Origin of the sequence: Pseudomonas tumuqii (assembly GCF_013184545.1) — a bacterium.
GTDB lineage: Bacteria > Pseudomonadota > Gammaproteobacteria > Pseudomonadales > Pseudomonadaceae > Aquipseudomonas > Aquipseudomonas tumuqii.
The window spans coordinates 470,597-485,944 of record NZ_JAAOJA010000001.1 but is presented as its reverse complement, the minus strand read 5'-3'; the positions used below and the strand labels follow the sequence as shown (position 1 = coordinate 485,944).

The 15,348-nt window shown below is 62.3% G+C and carries 17 protein-coding genes; 6 read left to right on the top strand and 11 right to left on the bottom strand.

Annotation, left to right across the window (positions count from 1 at the left end):
* Positions 1 to 17: 17 nt before the first annotated feature.
* The gene (locus tag G9C89_RS02155; RefSeq protein ID WP_172143932.1) at positions 18 to 2,330 is read right to left on the bottom strand and encodes a DUF1631 domain-containing protein; all 2,313 of its coding nucleotides are present in this window, start codon (positions 2,328 to 2,330) and stop codon (positions 18 to 20) included.
* A 304-nt stretch (positions 2,331 to 2,634) separates the two neighbouring features.
* Here G9C89_RS02155 and nadC point away from each other — a divergent pair, with 304 nt between their 5' ends.
* Positions 2,635 to 3,483, top strand: a complete 849-nt coding sequence (nadC, locus tag G9C89_RS02150; protein WP_172143930.1) for a carboxylating nicotinate-nucleotide diphosphorylase — start codon at positions 2,635 to 2,637, stop codon at positions 3,481 to 3,483.
* Positions 3,484 to 3,568: 85 nt separating this feature from the next.
* Here the strand turns inward: nadC and G9C89_RS02145 are convergent, their stop codons facing one another.
* The 7 genes from G9C89_RS02145 to G9C89_RS25385 form a co-directional block, all read right to left on the bottom strand.
* Positions 3,569 to 3,901, bottom strand: a complete 333-nt coding sequence (locus tag G9C89_RS02145) for a DUF5615 family PIN-like protein (RefSeq protein WP_172143928.1) — start codon at positions 3,899 to 3,901, stop codon at positions 3,569 to 3,571.
* Positions 3,898 to 4,125: a DUF433 domain-containing protein gene (locus G9C89_RS02140; protein WP_172143926.1), complete on the bottom strand. Its 228-nt coding sequence runs from the start codon at positions 4,123 to 4,125 to the stop codon at positions 3,898 to 3,900. The genes G9C89_RS02145 and G9C89_RS02140 overlap by 4 nt, the downstream gene beginning before the upstream one ends.
* Before the next feature lie 368 nt (positions 4,126 to 4,493).
* Positions 4,494 to 5,447, bottom strand: coding sequence for an ABC transporter ATP-binding protein (locus G9C89_RS02135; RefSeq protein WP_172143924.1), 954 nt, complete (start codon positions 5,445 to 5,447; stop codon positions 4,494 to 4,496).
* Positions 5,444 to 6,280, bottom strand: a complete 837-nt coding sequence (locus tag G9C89_RS02130; RefSeq protein WP_172143922.1) for a hypothetical protein — start codon at positions 6,278 to 6,280, stop codon at positions 5,444 to 5,446. The genes G9C89_RS02135 and G9C89_RS02130 overlap by 4 nt, the downstream gene beginning before the upstream one ends.
* 1 nt (position 6,281) lies before the next feature.
* A complete protein-coding gene (locus tag G9C89_RS02125; RefSeq protein WP_172143920.1) occupies positions 6,282 to 7,091 on the bottom strand; it encodes an ABC transporter permease in 810 nt (269 codons plus the stop codon).
* A 276-nt stretch (positions 7,092 to 7,367) separates the two neighbouring features.
* The gene (locus G9C89_RS02120; protein ID WP_172143918.1) at positions 7,368 to 7,784 is read right to left on the bottom strand and encodes a hypothetical protein; all 417 of its coding nucleotides are present in this window, start codon (positions 7,782 to 7,784) and stop codon (positions 7,368 to 7,370) included.
* Between the two features lie 23 nt (positions 7,785 to 7,807).
* The gene (locus G9C89_RS25385; RefSeq protein WP_172143916.1) at positions 7,808 to 7,993 is read right to left on the bottom strand and encodes a prepilin-type N-terminal cleavage/methylation domain-containing protein; all 186 of its coding nucleotides are present in this window, start codon (positions 7,991 to 7,993) and stop codon (positions 7,808 to 7,810) included.
* Between the two features lie 234 nt (positions 7,994 to 8,227).
* Here G9C89_RS25385 and pilB point away from each other — a divergent pair, with 234 nt between their 5' ends.
* Genes pilB through G9C89_RS02100 form a run of 3 tightly spaced genes read left to right on the top strand, consistent with a single transcriptional unit; the run spans position 8,228 to position 12,031 of the window.
* Positions 8,228 to 9,931 (top strand): type IV-A pilus assembly ATPase PilB, encoded by a 1,704-nt coding sequence (gene pilB / locus G9C89_RS02110; protein ID WP_172143914.1) that lies wholly within the window; start codon positions 8,228 to 8,230, stop codon positions 9,929 to 9,931.
* Positions 9,932 to 9,934: 3 nt separating this feature from the next.
* Positions 9,935 to 11,155 (top strand): type II secretion system F family protein, encoded by a 1,221-nt coding sequence (locus G9C89_RS02105; RefSeq protein WP_172143912.1) that lies wholly within the window; start codon positions 9,935 to 9,937, stop codon positions 11,153 to 11,155.
* A gap of 3 nt (positions 11,156 to 11,158) precedes the next feature.
* Entirely contained in the window at positions 11,159 to 12,031 is an 873-nt protein-coding gene (locus G9C89_RS02100) for a prepilin peptidase (RefSeq protein WP_172143910.1), read from the top strand.
* Between the two features lie 362 nt (positions 12,032 to 12,393).
* On the opposite strand, the gene G9C89_RS02095 is transcribed toward G9C89_RS02100, so the two are convergent.
* Complete coding sequence (locus G9C89_RS02095; RefSeq protein WP_172143908.1) at positions 12,394 to 12,936, bottom strand: REP-associated tyrosine transposase; 543 nt, start codon at positions 12,934 to 12,936, stop codon at positions 12,394 to 12,396.
* Positions 12,937 to 13,207: 271 nt separating this feature from the next.
* Between G9C89_RS02095 and coaE the strand changes: the two genes are divergently transcribed.
* Both coaE and yacG read left to right on the top strand, forming a co-directional pair.
* The gene (coaE, locus tag G9C89_RS02090) at positions 13,208 to 13,816 is read left to right on the top strand and encodes a dephospho-CoA kinase (protein WP_172143906.1); all 609 of its coding nucleotides are present in this window, start codon (positions 13,208 to 13,210) and stop codon (positions 13,814 to 13,816) included.
* Positions 13,813 to 14,019: a DNA gyrase inhibitor YacG gene (gene yacG / locus G9C89_RS02085; protein WP_172143904.1), complete on the top strand. Its 207-nt coding sequence runs from the start codon at positions 13,813 to 13,815 to the stop codon at positions 14,017 to 14,019. The genes coaE and yacG overlap by 4 nt, the downstream gene beginning before the upstream one ends.
* Before the next feature lie 98 nt (positions 14,020 to 14,117).
* Here the strand turns inward: yacG and G9C89_RS02080 are convergent, their stop codons facing one another.
* A complete protein-coding gene (locus G9C89_RS02080) occupies positions 14,118 to 14,333 on the bottom strand; it encodes a hypothetical protein (RefSeq protein WP_172143902.1) in 216 nt (71 codons plus the stop codon).
* A gap of 169 nt (positions 14,334 to 14,502) precedes the next feature.
* Entirely contained in the window at positions 14,503 to 15,192 is a 690-nt protein-coding gene (locus G9C89_RS02075) for an energy-coupling factor ABC transporter permease (protein ID WP_172143900.1), read from the bottom strand.
* Between the last annotated feature and the right edge of the window lie 156 nt (positions 15,193 to 15,348).

The following is a 15,348-nucleotide window of genomic DNA, read 5'->3' as shown; positions in this document are numbered from 1 at the left end:
GTGCCACATGGACAGCGTCAGGCGCCCTTGAGCTTGCGCAGGTTGCCGATGACCGACTCCAGCGCCCGATCGAACAGCAGCGCGTCGTCGAGCAGGCGGATGGCATTGCGGCGGAACTCGAGCGCCAGGCCCATGCGGGTTTTTTCCAGGATCTTCATGCCGGTGCGGTTGACGAAGATGTACTTGCCGGTTGGCTTGATCACCGCGGCCAGCTTGCAGCGCAGCTTGTGCTCCGCGTCTTCCTGAAACTCCACCCAGCTGCCGACACCCAGGCTATCCACGCGCAGCAGGGCTTCGTCGTCATCGGCCAGACAGATATCGGGCTCACTCGCACTGCTTTGCCCGGGGGCCAGCAGTACGATCTCCTCGACCACCTCGATCATCGCCGATACATCCAGCTCTGCCGCTGGAGACAACTCCAGCGCGGCCAGCTCAGCACCGGCCTCAGCCACAGCGTCACCCGCCTGCTCGTCGCTCACGCGCACGGCCGGCGCTTCGACCTGATCCATTTCGGCTACCGGCATCACCCGTTTGAAACGCTGGAAAGCCTGCACATGCAGCGCCTCCAGCTGACTGAAAAATTCGCCCGTGGAGAACGGATCGAACGCCGCGCTGGCCATGCCTTCGCGCAACGCCTTGAGCAGCCCCGGCACCAGTCGGAGCAAATGCAGACGCGCCTCCGGATCTTCGTGGGGCTGCGCACTCCAGACCAGGTCATCCATGGTCGCCAACGCCGTCCGCCACTCGGGCGAATCGACGCCGTGCTTGAGGCAGGTGAGCATCAGCACCTTGCTCCACGCCTCCTGCAGCAGGCGCACCACCACCTCGGGCAGGCGCTTGCCCAGCAGGCGCTCATTCAGCGCCAACTCGACCTGGCGCCGCGCCAACTCGGCCTTGGCGCTGCCCTCTTCCGCGTCGCGGGTACGCTGCTCCAGCAGCTCGCTGCGGCGCCGCTCGTTACCGGTAAAGGCGAGAAAATCCGCCAGCAGCTCGGCAAAGATCTGCGGATCGTCGACAAAGTCGTTGAGCAAGCGCAGCACCACCTGCTCGATCTTCTGATACAGGCTGCCGCGCTGGGTGTCATCCTGTTCACCCCAACCCAGGGCCGCCGAGGCGATTTCATTGAGCAGGCGCCGGGCCGGATGACTGCCGCGACTGAAGAAGGTCTTGTCCAGCAGCGCGACCTTGAGCATCGGAATCTGCAGGCGCGCGATCAGCGCTTTCAGCGAATCCGGCAGGGTGCGGTCATCGAGGATGAACTCGAACAGCATCGACACCAGGTTGATCACGTCCTCATCGACCTCGCCGACTACCCGCGCTTTGCCGCTCCTGGCGCTGGCGCGGCTGAGCAGTTGTTCGAGCTGCTCGCGCAGATCGAACTCATCGCTGACCGGCGCCGGTGCATGTTGCTGCATATGGGAGAGCAGGCGCAGCAGATCGCGGCTGGTGATTGGCGCCGCATCGGCCGGCGTCTCGCGCCGCGGCGTGGCACGGCCGCGCACCTGGGCCAGCAGCGCCTGCAGCGCCACGAACACTTCCTGCACGCTCTCGCCGTCCTGCTCGCCAGCAGCGACGCCCGCCTGTTCCGCGGGGTCGCGCGCAGCCGCCCCGGAGCGCTCCGGGTTACGCCGCGCCGGCGCCGACTTCAGTTCCGGCAACACCCCCGCAGCAATCAGCAGCTGATTGGCCTCGGCATAGAGCTGATCGAGATCGGCCAACACATACTTTTCAAACAGCTTGAGGATGATCAGCTTGACCTTGATCTCCACCCCCAAGCTGCTGCACGCCTCGAGAAAAGCCGCGCAGAGCGCAGTGGGGCCGAGCGGGTTGGACTTGTCGTCGAGCTTCTTGCTGACCAGGGCATTCAGGCGCGCAGTCAGGTGGCGGACGCCCACGCCGTCGCGGCTCATGACCTTGGCCACCATGGCGTCCAGCGCCACGGACTCTTCCAGCTCGTCGTGCTGCACCAGCGCCAGGTTGTCGAACGACACAGACCCCAGCGGCGACCTGCCGATCTCGTATTGATTGAGGGTGGCGAACGGCTCGAAGACCTCTTGCAGGAAGCCGCGCTCGATACTCTTGCGCTTCAAGCGCAGATCGCGCATGGCTTCGAAGAAGGCGTTCTGCTCGCCATTGCTGGCCGCCCGATCCGCCATCTCGAACAGCGTGTCGTCGGCATTGTCGAAGAGGATTTGCAGGGATTGCTTGAGCTGCAACGCAGCCTTGTCGCGTAGGTGAATGAGCGCCACGGGCAGTCTTCCTACCGGTGAAGTGGGCGATTGCTCGGCGGCCACCGGATTCAGGTGCACCACATTCGCGTCAGTCTTCATTGCGACTCTCCTGCAGACTGCCCCCTCTTGGGCCAACCGATCTGCACAGCAACCAACTGAGCGTTATCCTTAACGTCAAAGTTACGGCGTCAATAATCATAAAGGCAAATCGATTATAGGTATGCCGCCTGCGCCCCAAACAGACTTTTCCTGCAGATATGACACAGGTCACAGATATAAATCAGCGACCTCGTAACGACGGGCAGCACCCGGCAGCCCGATCATGCGAGCCGCGATGAGCAATCTCGCTGCAGCCGCGGTCGGCAATCCCTATAATCGCCCGACCCTGACAGTGGAGCCCACCATGCCGAACCTAACCCTCGCCGACCTGACTGCCGAAATCGAGGCCAATGTTCGTCGCGCGCTGACCGAGGACATCGGTAGCGGCGATATCACCGCGCAACTGATCCCCGCCGAGCGCCTGGCCCACGCCACCGTCATCACCCGCGAAGCCGCGGTGATCGCCGGCAGCGCCTGGGTCGACGCGGTGTTTCGCCGGCTCGATCCGCGCGTCGCCGTGCACTGGCAGGTGCGCGACGGCCAACGCGTCAGCCCCAACCAGGCCCTGTTCCACCTCGAAGGTCCGGCCCGCGCCCTGCTCAGCGGCGAGCGCAGTGCCCTGAACTTCCTCCAGACCCTGTCCGCCGTCGCCACCCGCTGCCAGCATTACGCCGATCTGGTGCAAGGCACCGCGGTCAAACTGCTCGACACCCGCAAGACCCTGCCCGGCCTGCGCCTGGCGCAGAAATACGCCGTCACCTGCGGCGGCTGCCACAACCACCGCATCGGCCTGTTCGACGCCTTCCTGATCAAGGAAAACCACATCGCCGCCTGCGGTGGCATCGTCGAAGCCGTGCAAGCCGCGCACAAGATCGCCCCCGGCAAACCGGTGGAAGTCGAAGTGGAAAGCCTGGAAGAACTGCAACAAGCGCTCGACGCCGGGGCCGACATCATCATGCTCGACGAACTCTCGCTGGACGACATGCGCCAAGCGGTCGCCATCACCCAGGGCCGCGCCAAGCTGGAAGCCTCGGGCGGCGTCAACGAAACCACCCTGCGCGCCATCGCCGAAACCGGCGTCGACTACATCTCGATCGGCACCCTGACCAAGGATGTGAAGGCAGTGGATTTGTCGATGCGCTTGAGCTTGTAAGCAGAAAAAAAGGGGGGCATTAGCCGAAAAACTATTCAAGCTGTGTCCGCAACCCGAAGTCGATGCGCGCGCCCGTTACGGCAACTCAGACAATTTCGATCAGTCCAATTCGCTCATCGGCCAGACTCTCTCGCAGCTGCACGGCAGAAGTCGTCAGCGCATGCAGAACCGCTTGGTTAGAGCTATTACCAAGGGCAAGTAGAATGATCTTCGGTGGGTAACCCCACGCGGTTTGCAGATTATGAAAGTCTTCATCTTTGCTGACGATCACATAATCGTGCACCTTCGCGTATTCCCATATGCCGCGGTCATCGGCTTGTTCCAGCCCCAGCAGTGCAACTTGGGAAGAGCCAGGGAAGTCCGCCTGCAACGCCGGCAGCAATCTGCGCGACAAATTTTCATCCAGCAATAACTTCATGCAGCCCTGATCCAAGCCGCATGCTTCAGGCGGTCGGCAGCAAAAGCCAGGCAAGCAAGAATGTCTTCACGACTCAACTCCGGGTAATCCTCCAGAATCTCCTCTTGGGACATCCCCCCAGCAAGCCAACCGAGTACATCCTCAACACTGATGCGCAGACCTCGAACGCAAGGCTTGCCGCCACGCTTACCGGGCTCCAGGGTAATTCTCGAGTCGCTTGCCATAATTCATACCTACGATTTTTGTCTGCCAGCCAAACTATACACCCGCAATTGATGAAGCGAATCAACCACCGGCGGTCAAGGGTCAGAGTCGATTTTCTTTGGCCTTCCCCTCGGCAGCGGCGCCGCACGATGGGCAGTCATCGTCTATATCTGAACGCGCGACAAAAAAACCTGCGGCCACCAACCCGTAGGATGACGCGGACCCCGTAGGATGGCGTTGAGCGAAGCGATACCCATCACAGCGATCTGTGGCAAACCAATAAAATCCGGCGGCAGGGCAACCGGTTGATGGGTATCGCTGCGCTCAACCGCATCCTACAAAAGCACCGCGGCCCGCCACATCCTACAAAAGCCCTGCGAGCGCAGGGTCAGGCCGGGATTTTGTTTGGTGGGGATGGCGCGGGGGTTGGGGCGGGCTGGGGTTTCCGGGCGGCGTCGTCGAGGATTTTGAAGAACACGCTTTCGAGCGACACCGCCGGTTTCACCGACAGCAGGTGGCCGCCGCTCTGGTTGAGTTGGGCGATGAAGGCGGGCAGCGCGGCCTGGGTCAGTTCGCATTCGAACTCGCCGTCGCGCAATTGGCGGGCGCCGGGGGCGATGGCGTGTGCGGCGTTGAAGCGCACCAGCAGGTAATCGGCGCGCTCGGCGGCGAGTTCGCGCGGCGAGCGCACGGTCAGCAGTTCGCCCTTGTTGATGAAGCCGAAACGGTCGGCGATGCGTTCGACGTCGTGCAGCACATGGGAGGTGAAGAAGATCGCCCCGCCCTGCTGCTTGTACTCGTTGAGGATATCCACCACATCCTTGCGCCCGACCGGGTCGAGACCGGACAGCGGCTCGTCGAGCACCAGCAATCTGGGCTGCACGACCATGGCATGGGCCAGCGCCACGCGCTGCACCGTGCCCTTGGACAGCTCGCGGATGCGCCGGTTGGCGGACGCGCCGATAGAGAAGCGCTCCAGCCAGTTCAGGCACCAGGCCTTCTCGTCCGTCCGGCGGATGCCGTACATGGACAAGGCCATGCGCAGGATTTCCATCGCGGTGAACTGCTCGTACAGCGCCGGGGCTTCCGGCACGTAGGCCACGCCCTGGCGCGCCTCGGCCTGGCGCGCACAGGTGCCGTACAGGCTGACCCGGCCCTGGTAGTCGTTGATGATGTCGAGCATGACCTTGATGGTGGTCGACTTGCCGGCGCCGTTGGGCCCGACGAAGCCGAACACCTCGCCCTCGGCCAGGCTGAAGCTGACATCGCGCAGCGCCTGCACCGCCTTGCCCTTGACGCGAAAGGTCTGGCTGACGCCCTGAAATTCCAGTGCAGCACTCACGACTGATCCTCCATGCCGGCGATCTCCAGTTTCTTCAGGATGATGCGACCATCGCGCAACTCGTAGCCGAGCCTGAGCGGGTCGTCCGGCAAGGCCGGCAACAGCCCGGCTTCGACCAGTTGTTCGAGCCTTACCAGCGCACCGTTTTTCGCCTCGAAGCGGCGCTGCGCCTCGCGCAGGGCAACCAGACCTTGCAACCGAACGACGCGTTTGTCGAGCATGCCGCGCAGCTTGGGATCGCTGGCGGCATCGCGTTGTTGAATCAGGTAGTCCAGGGCCAACTGTTCATCGGCGAAGGTTTCCGCCTGCAGCATCACCGCCAGCTTACGGAAACCGGCTGAGTTAGCGGTAGAACGCTGCGCCGCCAACTCCAGCGCACGGCTGGCCTCGGCAATATCCTTGTTGAAGAACGCCTGATTGAAGCCATAGAAAAACGCCGGCAACTCATCCCAGAAGCGACACTGCATGGCCCGGCGCAACACCTCGGCGCCCTCGCGGTCCGCCCCACCCCAGGTGAGCAGGCCGCTGGCCAGGTAATAGTTGTCTTCATGGCAGGGGTTGAGCTCGGCCACCACCTGCTGGGCGCGGACCAGATAGCCGGTATCCGCCTGCCCCCAGCCCGACCCGGTGGCGGCCAGGCGCATGGTTTCCAGGCTGGCCGCGAGAAAGCGGTCGCCGCCGAACAGCACCAGCAACACCGGCGCGGCGATGACCACCCGGCCTTCAATCACCGGAGCCACAGGCGCAGGGGTATGGGCGCGCCACTGCGAGGCGGCGGAGAACACGGCGAAACCGAGCAGCGCCAGCAATAGCGGAGCGTAGCGGCTGCGCATATCAGGCGAAACGCTTGCGTTGCAGCGCCCAAACCGCCAGCGCCAGCAGGGCGCAGGCGTAGGCCAGACTACTCAGGAGCAACCAGGGCCAGTCGGCGGGGAGAAATTCCGGCTGGCCGTAGAGCGCCAGCATGCGCAGATCCAGCGCGCCAAGATCCGGTAGCAGGTAACCCAATACCCCGAGGCTGGCGCGATAGCCCTCGGCATTGCCGACCAGCTCGGCACCACGGCTGAGCAGCTCGACGATGGCGCCGTAGGAACGCGCCACCAGCATAAAGCCGAAGGTGCCGAGCAGGACGAAGCTCGGGGTCGAGGCGACTACCGCCAGCAGGGTCGCCAGCGCCGCCAGCACCAGCAGGTCGAGGGCCATAAAGGCGATCACGATCAGATAGGGCTGCCCCATGGCCACTGGGGTGGCCTGGGGGTGCGCGTCGCCAATCAAACCCACCAGCAACACCTGCAACAGCCCCAAGACCAGCAACAGGCCCAGCAGCATTGCCAGCAGCGCGGCAAAACGACCGAGCAACAGGCTGCGCCGCCCACGCGGGTACGTCAGCGAGTTGAGGTAATAGCGCTTGTCGAACTCGCGGGACAGCAGCTCCTGTACCAGCAGCACGATCAGCAGCGGCACCAGCAAGCGAATGGTCGAGAGCCCCACATCCAGCGCCACGGTCGTCGGCTGGCGACCACCGAAATAGGCGGACAACAGGGTGGCCAGCGCCACCACCAGCAGGACGCCAGCAGCCATCCAGACGAAGTTCGCCTTGAACGCCAGGCGCAGTGCAGTCAGAAAATCACGAAATATAGGCATTTAAGACGGGACGGAATCTGGAGAAAATAAAAATCGACACAACCGAAGAGGCTATTCGTCGAACGCATTAAAAAGAAAAATAACAGCCTGATTTATTCAAGTGGAGAACATCAGGGTCGGCGACATATCTCAGTAAACGATGGAAGCGCCTTCGCGCTTCCATCCTACGACCCAACATACCGCGATAAGGTACCGACCAAGACGTCAAGCAATACTTAAATTCAAAGCGCCCCACGCCGGGCGAGGACGCTTTGATGTGGCTAACACATAGAGCTGTTACGGCTGAGCGGTTGCAAAGGTATCGGCAGTGGCAGCGGTGCAGAGGCCACCCGGAAAACCGCTGATCACGGTGCCGCGGTTTGTATTCGCAACGGCCATTGCCGGACCGGTCACAGTCTGGACTTCCACCGTATCTTCGCAGGCAGGGTCTGCAACGGCATCGCAAGCAGTAACAACCTCGACGCTGCGGCCAACCTGGCGTCCGGCGGTATGGCAAGTAGCAATTGCAATGCGGGTAGCACTGCAATTAACACCAGCCTCTACACCAGTGGTCAGGTTGATGCGCACGTCCTCGTTCAAAAGAGTCTCGCAATCACCGACGCGTTGAACCACACCACCAGTACCAGTCAGCTGTACGGCAGAAGCCATACCCGAAACCATCAAACCTGCCAACAACAGAGTAATCTTTTTCATATTAATATCTCCTGAAAAACCGATCAGCGCAGCGAAGAGATGATTGCGGTAATGCCATTTTTGGCATCGGCAACAGCGGAGGTGTCATTCGCACGCTGGCGATACTCGTTGAACTGCGGGATGGCGATGGCGGCGAGAATACCGATGATCGCAATTACGATCATCAACTCGATCAGGGTAAAGCCTTTTTGCTTCTTGAGAGACTTCATGGACAAGCTCCTATTATGGTTAAGGTCAGCGACCTGTGCATGACAAAGCAGATGGCGTGCCAACTCGGCAGAGCGCGCAGCCCAAGGGATTTCCCGCTACACACCGCTAACCGCCCGCTCCCAACACGGCAGCAACTGACGTTTTTTGTCAGGCACGACTGCCGCACTTGGGCTTGGCGCGCGATTAGGCTATAAGTCAGCAGCATCCGCCTCCCTTCGATTAGCAGAAGCGCAATGAACGACTCTCCCAATCTGACCGGCCTGGCTCGGCAACTGGTCAACGCCGACTTGCTGGACGAACGCGCCGCGGCCCAGGCCCAGGCCCAGGCCCTACGCAACAAGATCCCGCTGGTGTCTTACCTGGTGCAGAACAAGCTGGCCAGCAGCCGGGCGGTGGCGGAAATCGCCTCCGAGCAGTTCGGCGTGCCGTTGTGCGACCTCAAGGCCATCGACAAGGACAGCCAGCCGCACGACCTGGTCAGCGAGAAGCTGTGTCGCCAGCACCGCGTGCTGCCGCTGTACCGGCGCGGCAACAAGCTGTTCGTCGCCCTCTCCGACCCGACCAATCACCAGGCGGTCACCGACATCCAGTTCAGCACCGGCCTGAGTACCGAAGCCCTGCTGGTGGAGGACGACAAGCTCGGCGAGGCCATCGACAAGTTCTTCGAGGCGGCCAACAGCGGCATGGAAGACCTGGCCGACGTCGACCTCGACGGCATGGACGTGCAGGCGGTGGACGAGAACAAGAACGACGGCGTCGCCGGCGAAAGCGCCGACGACGCGCCGGTGGTGCGCTTCGTCAACAAGATGCTGCTGGATGCGATCAGGGGCGGCTCCTCGGACCTGCACTTCGAGCCGTACGAGAAGGTCTACCGGGTGCGTTTTCGTACCGACGGCATTCTGCAGGAGATCGCCCGGCCGCCGATCCAGTTGGCGCCACGCATCGCCGCGCGCCTCAAGGTGATGGCGGCGCTGGATATTTCCGAACGGCGCAAGCCGCAGGACGGGCGGATCAAGATGCGCATCTCGAAGACAAAGTCGATCGACTTTCGCGTCAGCACCTGCCCGACCCTGTGGGGCGAGAAGATCGTGATGCGGATTCTCGACCCCTCCAGCGCACAGATGGGCATCGATGCGCTGGGCTACGAGCCCAGGCAGAAAGACCTGTACATGGCTGCGCTCAAGCAGCCGCAAGGCATGATCCTGGTGACCGGGCCGACCGGCTCGGGCAAAACGGTGTCGCTGTACACCGGCCTGAACATCCTCAATACCGTGGACGTGAATATCTCCACCGCCGAAGACCCGGTGGAGATCAACCTGGAAGGCATCAACCAGGTCAACGTCAACCCCAAGCAGGGCATGGATTTTACCGCCGCGCTGCGCGCCTTCCTGCGCCAGGACCCGGACATCATCATGGTCGGCGAGATCCGCGACCTGGATACCGCCTCGATCGCGATCAAGGCGGCGCAGACCGGGCACATGGTGATGTCGACCCTGCACACCAACAGCGCCGCGGAAACCCTGACCCGCCTGCGCAACATGGGCGTGCCCTCGTTCAACATCGCCACCTCGGTCAGCCTGATCATCGCCCAGCGCCTGGCGCGCAAGCTCTGCGGCTATTGTAAGAAGGAAGTGCAGATCCCGCGCGAGGCGCTATTGGAAGAAGGCTTCCCGGAAAACCAGATCGGCAGCTTCAAGATTTATCGCCCGGTCGGCTGCGAAAATTGCAACGGCGGTTACAAGGGCCGTATCGGAATCTATGAAGTGGTTAAAAACACGCCTGCATTGCAACGGATTATCATGGAGGAAGGCAATTCCATTGATATCTCCGCGCAAATGCGCAAAGACGGCTTCAATGACCTGCGCACCTCGGCCCTGCTGAAGGCCATGCAGGGCATCACCAGCCTCGAAGAAGTGAACCGCGTGACAAAGGACTAACCGATGGCGGCCAAAGCATTAGCAAGCAGTGTTTTCCTCTGGGAAGGCACCGACAAGAAAGGCGGCAAGATGAAGGGCGAGCTGATCGGGCAGTCACCTGCTCTGATCAAGGCCCAGTTGCGCAAGCAGGGTATCAACCCGCTCAAGGTGCGCAAGAAACCCAAGTCGCTGTTCAGCGCCGGCAAGAAGATCAAACCCCTGGACATCGCCCTGTTCACCCGGCAGATGGCCACCATGATGAAGGCCGGGGTGCCGCTGCTGCAGTCGTTCGACATCATCGGCGAGGGCTTCGACAACCCGAACATGCGCAAGCTGATCGAGGAGGTCAAGCAGGAGGTCGCCGCGGGCAACAGCTTCGCCGCCTCGCTACGCAAGAAACCGCTGTACTTCGACGACCTGTATTGCAACCTGGTCGACTCGGGCGAGCAAGCCGGTGCGCTGGAAACCCTGCTCGACCGCATCGCTACCTACAAGGAAAAGACCGAGGCGCTCAAAGCCAAGATCAAGAAGGCCATGACCTACCCGATCGCGGTGATCGTGGTGGCGGTGATCGTCACGGCGGTCCTGCTGATCAAGGTGGTGCCGCAATTCGAGAGCGTGTTCCAGGGCTTCGGCGCCGAACTGCCGGCATTCACCCAGGTGGTGGTGAACATGTCGCGTGGGCTGCAGGAATGGTGGTTCATCTTCGTCTTCGCCATCTTCGCCAGCGCCTTCACGTTTAAATGGGTGTTCAAGCGCTCGGAGAAATTCCGCGACTTCCTCGACCGCACCCTGCTCAAGGCGCCAATTATCGGCGACATCCTGTACAAAGCGGTGGTGGCGCGTTACGCGCGCACCCTGGCCACCACCTTCGCCGCCGGCGTGCCTCTGGTCGAGGCGCTCGACTCGGTGGCCGGGGCGACCGGCAACGTGGTGTTCCGCAATGCCGTGCACAAGATCCGCAATGACGTGTCGTCTGGCACCCAGTTGAACTTCTCGATGCGCAGCACCGGGATCTTCCCGAGCATGGCCATCCAGATGACCGCCATCGGCGAGGAATCCGGCTCGCTGGACGAGATGCTGGACAAGGTCGCCGGCTATTACGAGGACGAGGTGGACAACGCCGTCGACAACCTGACCACCCTGATGGAACCGATGATCATGTCGGTTATCGGCGTACTGGTCGGCGGCTTGATCATTGCCATGTACCTGCCGATCTTCCAGTTGGGCGCGGTGGTTGGCTAACTCATGACCCTAGAGTTCCTGGCCGGCAACTTGCCGGCCTTTACGTTTATCTGCCTGGTGCTGGGGTTGTTGATCGGCAGCTTTCTCAATGTGCTGGTGTATCGCCTGCCGGTGATGATGCAGCGCGACTGGCAGGCCCAGGCCCGGGAAATCCTCGAACTGCCGGAGCCGCCGGCCGCGCCGCTGTTCAACCTGATCCTGCCCAATTCGCGCTGCCCGCACTGCGGCCACGAGATTCGCCCCTGGGAGAATATCCCGGTCATCAGCTACCTGTTCCTGCGTGGCAAATGCTCCAGCTGCAAGGTGCCGATCAGCCTGCGCTACCCGCTGGTGGAATTGGCCTGCGGCTTGCTGTCGGCGTATGTGGCCTGGCACTTCGGCTTTACCTGGCAGACCGCCGGCATCCTGCTGCTGACCTGGGGCCTGTTGGCGATGAGCCTGATCGACGCCGACCATCAACTGCTGCCGGACGCCCTGGTGCTGCCGTTGCTGTGGCTGGGGCTGATCGCTAACTACTTCGGCCTGTTCACCAGCCTGGAAGCCGCACTGTGGGGCGCGATCGGCGGCTACCTGAGCCTGTGGTCGGTGTACTGGCTGTTCAAGCTGGTGACCGGCAAGGAAGGCATGGGCTATGGCGACTTCAAGCTGCTGGCCATGCTCGGCGCCTGGGGCGGCTGGCAAGTGCTGCCGCTGACCATCCTGCTGTCGTCGCTGGTCGGCGCCGTGCTCGGGCTGATCATGCTGCGCCTGCACAACGCCGAAACCAGCACGCCGATCCCGTTCGGCCCCTACCTCGCCATCGCCGGCTGGATCGCCCTGCTCTGGGGCGGCCAGATCACCGGAAGCTATCTGCAGTTTGCCGGGTTTGGCTCGTAGGATGGTGCGGGCCCCGCAGGATAGTGTGATCCCGTAGGATGGCGTTGAGCGAAGCGATACCCATCACGACGATCTTCGGCCAATCAATAAAACCCGCCGGCTGGGCAACCGCTCGATGGGTATCGCTGTGCTCAAACCTACGCGGTCCGCCACATCCTACAAAAGTCCTGCGACTGCCAACCCGTAGGATGGTGTTGAGCGCAGCGATACCCATCACAACGATCTGCGGCCAATCAATAAAATCCGGCGGATGGGCAACCGCTCGATGGGTATCGCTTCGCTCAACCGCATCCTACAAAAACGCCGCGGCCCGCCACATCCTACAAAAAACCTGCGGCTGCCAATCGGTTGGCTGTGAACGTTCAATCCGCCCATTGCTGCTCGCCGTATTCGCTGTCCGGCTCATCGCCTCCGGCCCAATCTTCGGGCAATAAACCCGCCTGCACGTAGCGGTGAAAGGACGACCACGGCCAATCGGCTACTCGTTGTACGTGGCCGTGTTTGCGTGGGTTGTGGTGGATGTAGTCGACATGCCGGGCGAAGTCCTGGTCATCGCGGATGCGGTGCTCCCAATAACGCCGTTGCCAGATGCTGCGCTCGCCTCTGCCCCGGCGGCTGGCGCAAATCTTTTCACCGCCAGGCAATGCGCGGGAGAAGCCGGTTTTTATCAGGCGCCAGCGCACGGCAAAGTCGGCATCGCCGGGCGGCAAGGTACAGAGGGCGTGCAGGTGATCGGGAAGGATGACGATGGCTTCGATACGCCAGGGATGCTGGCACATCACCCTGGCGAAGCTGGCGCGCAGCAGGTCGACCTGGGTGGTAAGCAAACCGCGTTGGCGGTCGGCCAGGTTGAGGGTGAAGAACCAGGTGGCGCCCGGCGTGCTATCCCGACGATAAGCGGTCATGGGCTGCAGTCCTTTGCAGGGTAAGACCGGGCAAGTGTAGTTGATGCAAGTGGATTGATTAAATGATGGGGATTGCTGCGGCTGCGCAATCGGTTGATGGGTATCGCTGCGCTCAACGCCATCCTACGGGTTGGCAGCTACGCCGTTTTTGTAGGATGCGGTTGAGCGCAGCGATACTCATCACCGCGATCCGCCACCTGATTCGCCAGGGCGCGGGCTCCTGCTCTACAATTGTTGCCCTGTTTATGGCCAACGAGAGCCGCACCCGAAGATGAAACCCTGGATTCTTGGCCTCACGGGCGGTATCGGCAGCGGTAAAAGCGCGGTCGCCCAGCACTTTATCGATCAGGGCGTGCATCTGGTCGATGCGGATCATGCAGCGCGCTGGGTGGTCGAGCCGGGCACGCCGGCGCTGGCCAAAATCGTCGAGCACTTTGGTGAAGGGGTGTTGCGGCCTGACGGCCAGCTCGACCGCGTGGCGCTACGCGGTCTGATTTTCCAGAACCCCGAGCAACGGCGCTGGCTGGAAACCCTGCTGCACCCGCTGATCGGCCAGGAAATCAGCCAATACCTGGCGCGCGCCGAGTCGCCTTACGCGATTCTGGTGTCGCCGCTGCTGGTCGAGTCTGGCCAGCACCGCTTGACCCAGCGGGTATTGGTGATCGATGCCCCCGAGCACTTGCAGGTGCAGCGCGCCATGCAGCGCGACCAAACCTCGGCCGAACAGGTGCAGGCGATCCTCAAGGCCCAGACCAGCCGCGAACAACGCCTGCAGCATGCCGATGATGTGCTGCTGAATGATCGCGACCTGGTTTGGCTGAAAAGCGAAGTCGAACGCCTGCACAATTTTTATCTGACCCTGCGCGGAGGCCAGCCATGAGCCAACCCACCATCGTGAAATGCCCCACCTGCAATGCCCCGGTCGAATGGGGCCCGCAAAGCCCGCAACGACCCTTCTGCTCGGAACGCTGCAAACTGATCGACCTTGGCGCCTGGGCCTCGGAAGAACACGCCATCCCCGGTGACAACCTGGAAGACGAACTGTTCTCCAGCGATCTGGATCAGCCGCCGCGCCGGCACTGACGAGGTAGGGTGCGCCGCGCGCACCAATAATCCCTGCAATGAGCGCGGCGACTCGTGCGCACGGCGCACCCTACGGGCGGCGAGTGATGCAGCGGGAATCAGGGGCGCATGAAGCCGTAGTCACGCTCATCGTCCAGGTTGTCGGCAAGGAACTGCAGTTCGGCGGCCAGGTCCTTGGCATCGCGCTCGCCGCGGCTGCGCTCCACCACCGCGCCGAGCAAGGCGCGCAAGCCGAGCGCGGGATCGAAACCTTGTGCTGGCGCCTGCTGCAGGCTTTGCTCGATTTGCTGCCTGGCCCACTCGTGTACACCCATGATGTTGTCTCCTCTGTTGTGATCGCCGGGGTAAATGATCGCGACGCTGGGCTGAAATCGCCGCCCGCCCCAGCCGCCCCCTCGTCAGCAGAGACTGGCAGACTCATGAACGGGCCGGTTGATCTGGGTCAACCCAGCAACCCCGATCAATTTGCTGAAGCCTGCGCCATCAATGCGGCTTGCTGTCGTCCTTCCAGGGCGCCGCCAGGTAGCGCGAACGATTGAAGGTTTCCAGCCAGTCGGGGTAGAACACCACCAGCGCGGTGACGACCATTCCATTGATGAAGGCCTCGGGGAAGATCACCATCCACAGGTAGCCGACGAAGTCGCCGAGCCAGGGCGGCATCGGGAATAGGCCGTCGACCCACAACACGCCCAGCCCGGCCAGGATGCACAGCAAGACGGCCAGGGCCGCGGGGAAAAAGCCGCTGAAAAAGATGTAGACGAACAGATTGCGCGGCTGCGCGCGCTCGACCCGCAGCGCGCAGAGCTCGGTGACCAGCACCGGAATCAGCACCATCAGCACGCCGTTCACCCCCAGCGCAGCCAGGTCCTGCCGGCCCAGCAGGAGCATGCCGAGCTGGGCGACAAACCCGGCGAGGATCGCCAGCGGCCAATCGAGCAGCAGGGTCACCGCCGTCATGCCGATGATGTGGTAGGACAGCCCCGAGGCGAAATCCCGGCGCACCAGCCACAGCACGAACAGCACGAACACCGTGGCGAAGACCAGGTGCTGGCGGCGCAGGTCGCTGAACAACTCCAGCCACGGCGCCCGCCATATGGCCCAGAACAGCAGCGGCAGATAAATCGCCCAGCCAATGATCTGGCTGGCGGGTGAGAGTAATTCGGCAGCGATCATAGGTAAGCGCCCAACCCCTGAATGATGAACGCAGCCAGTCTACACCGGCGCTCGGGCGGCGAAAAAAGCTTCGCGGGCGAAGCGCAACGCCGCCCGGGAAAGCCGGAACAACCCCCAATCCTTAGCCTGGCAGGTCATGCTTGACCATACCGTAGG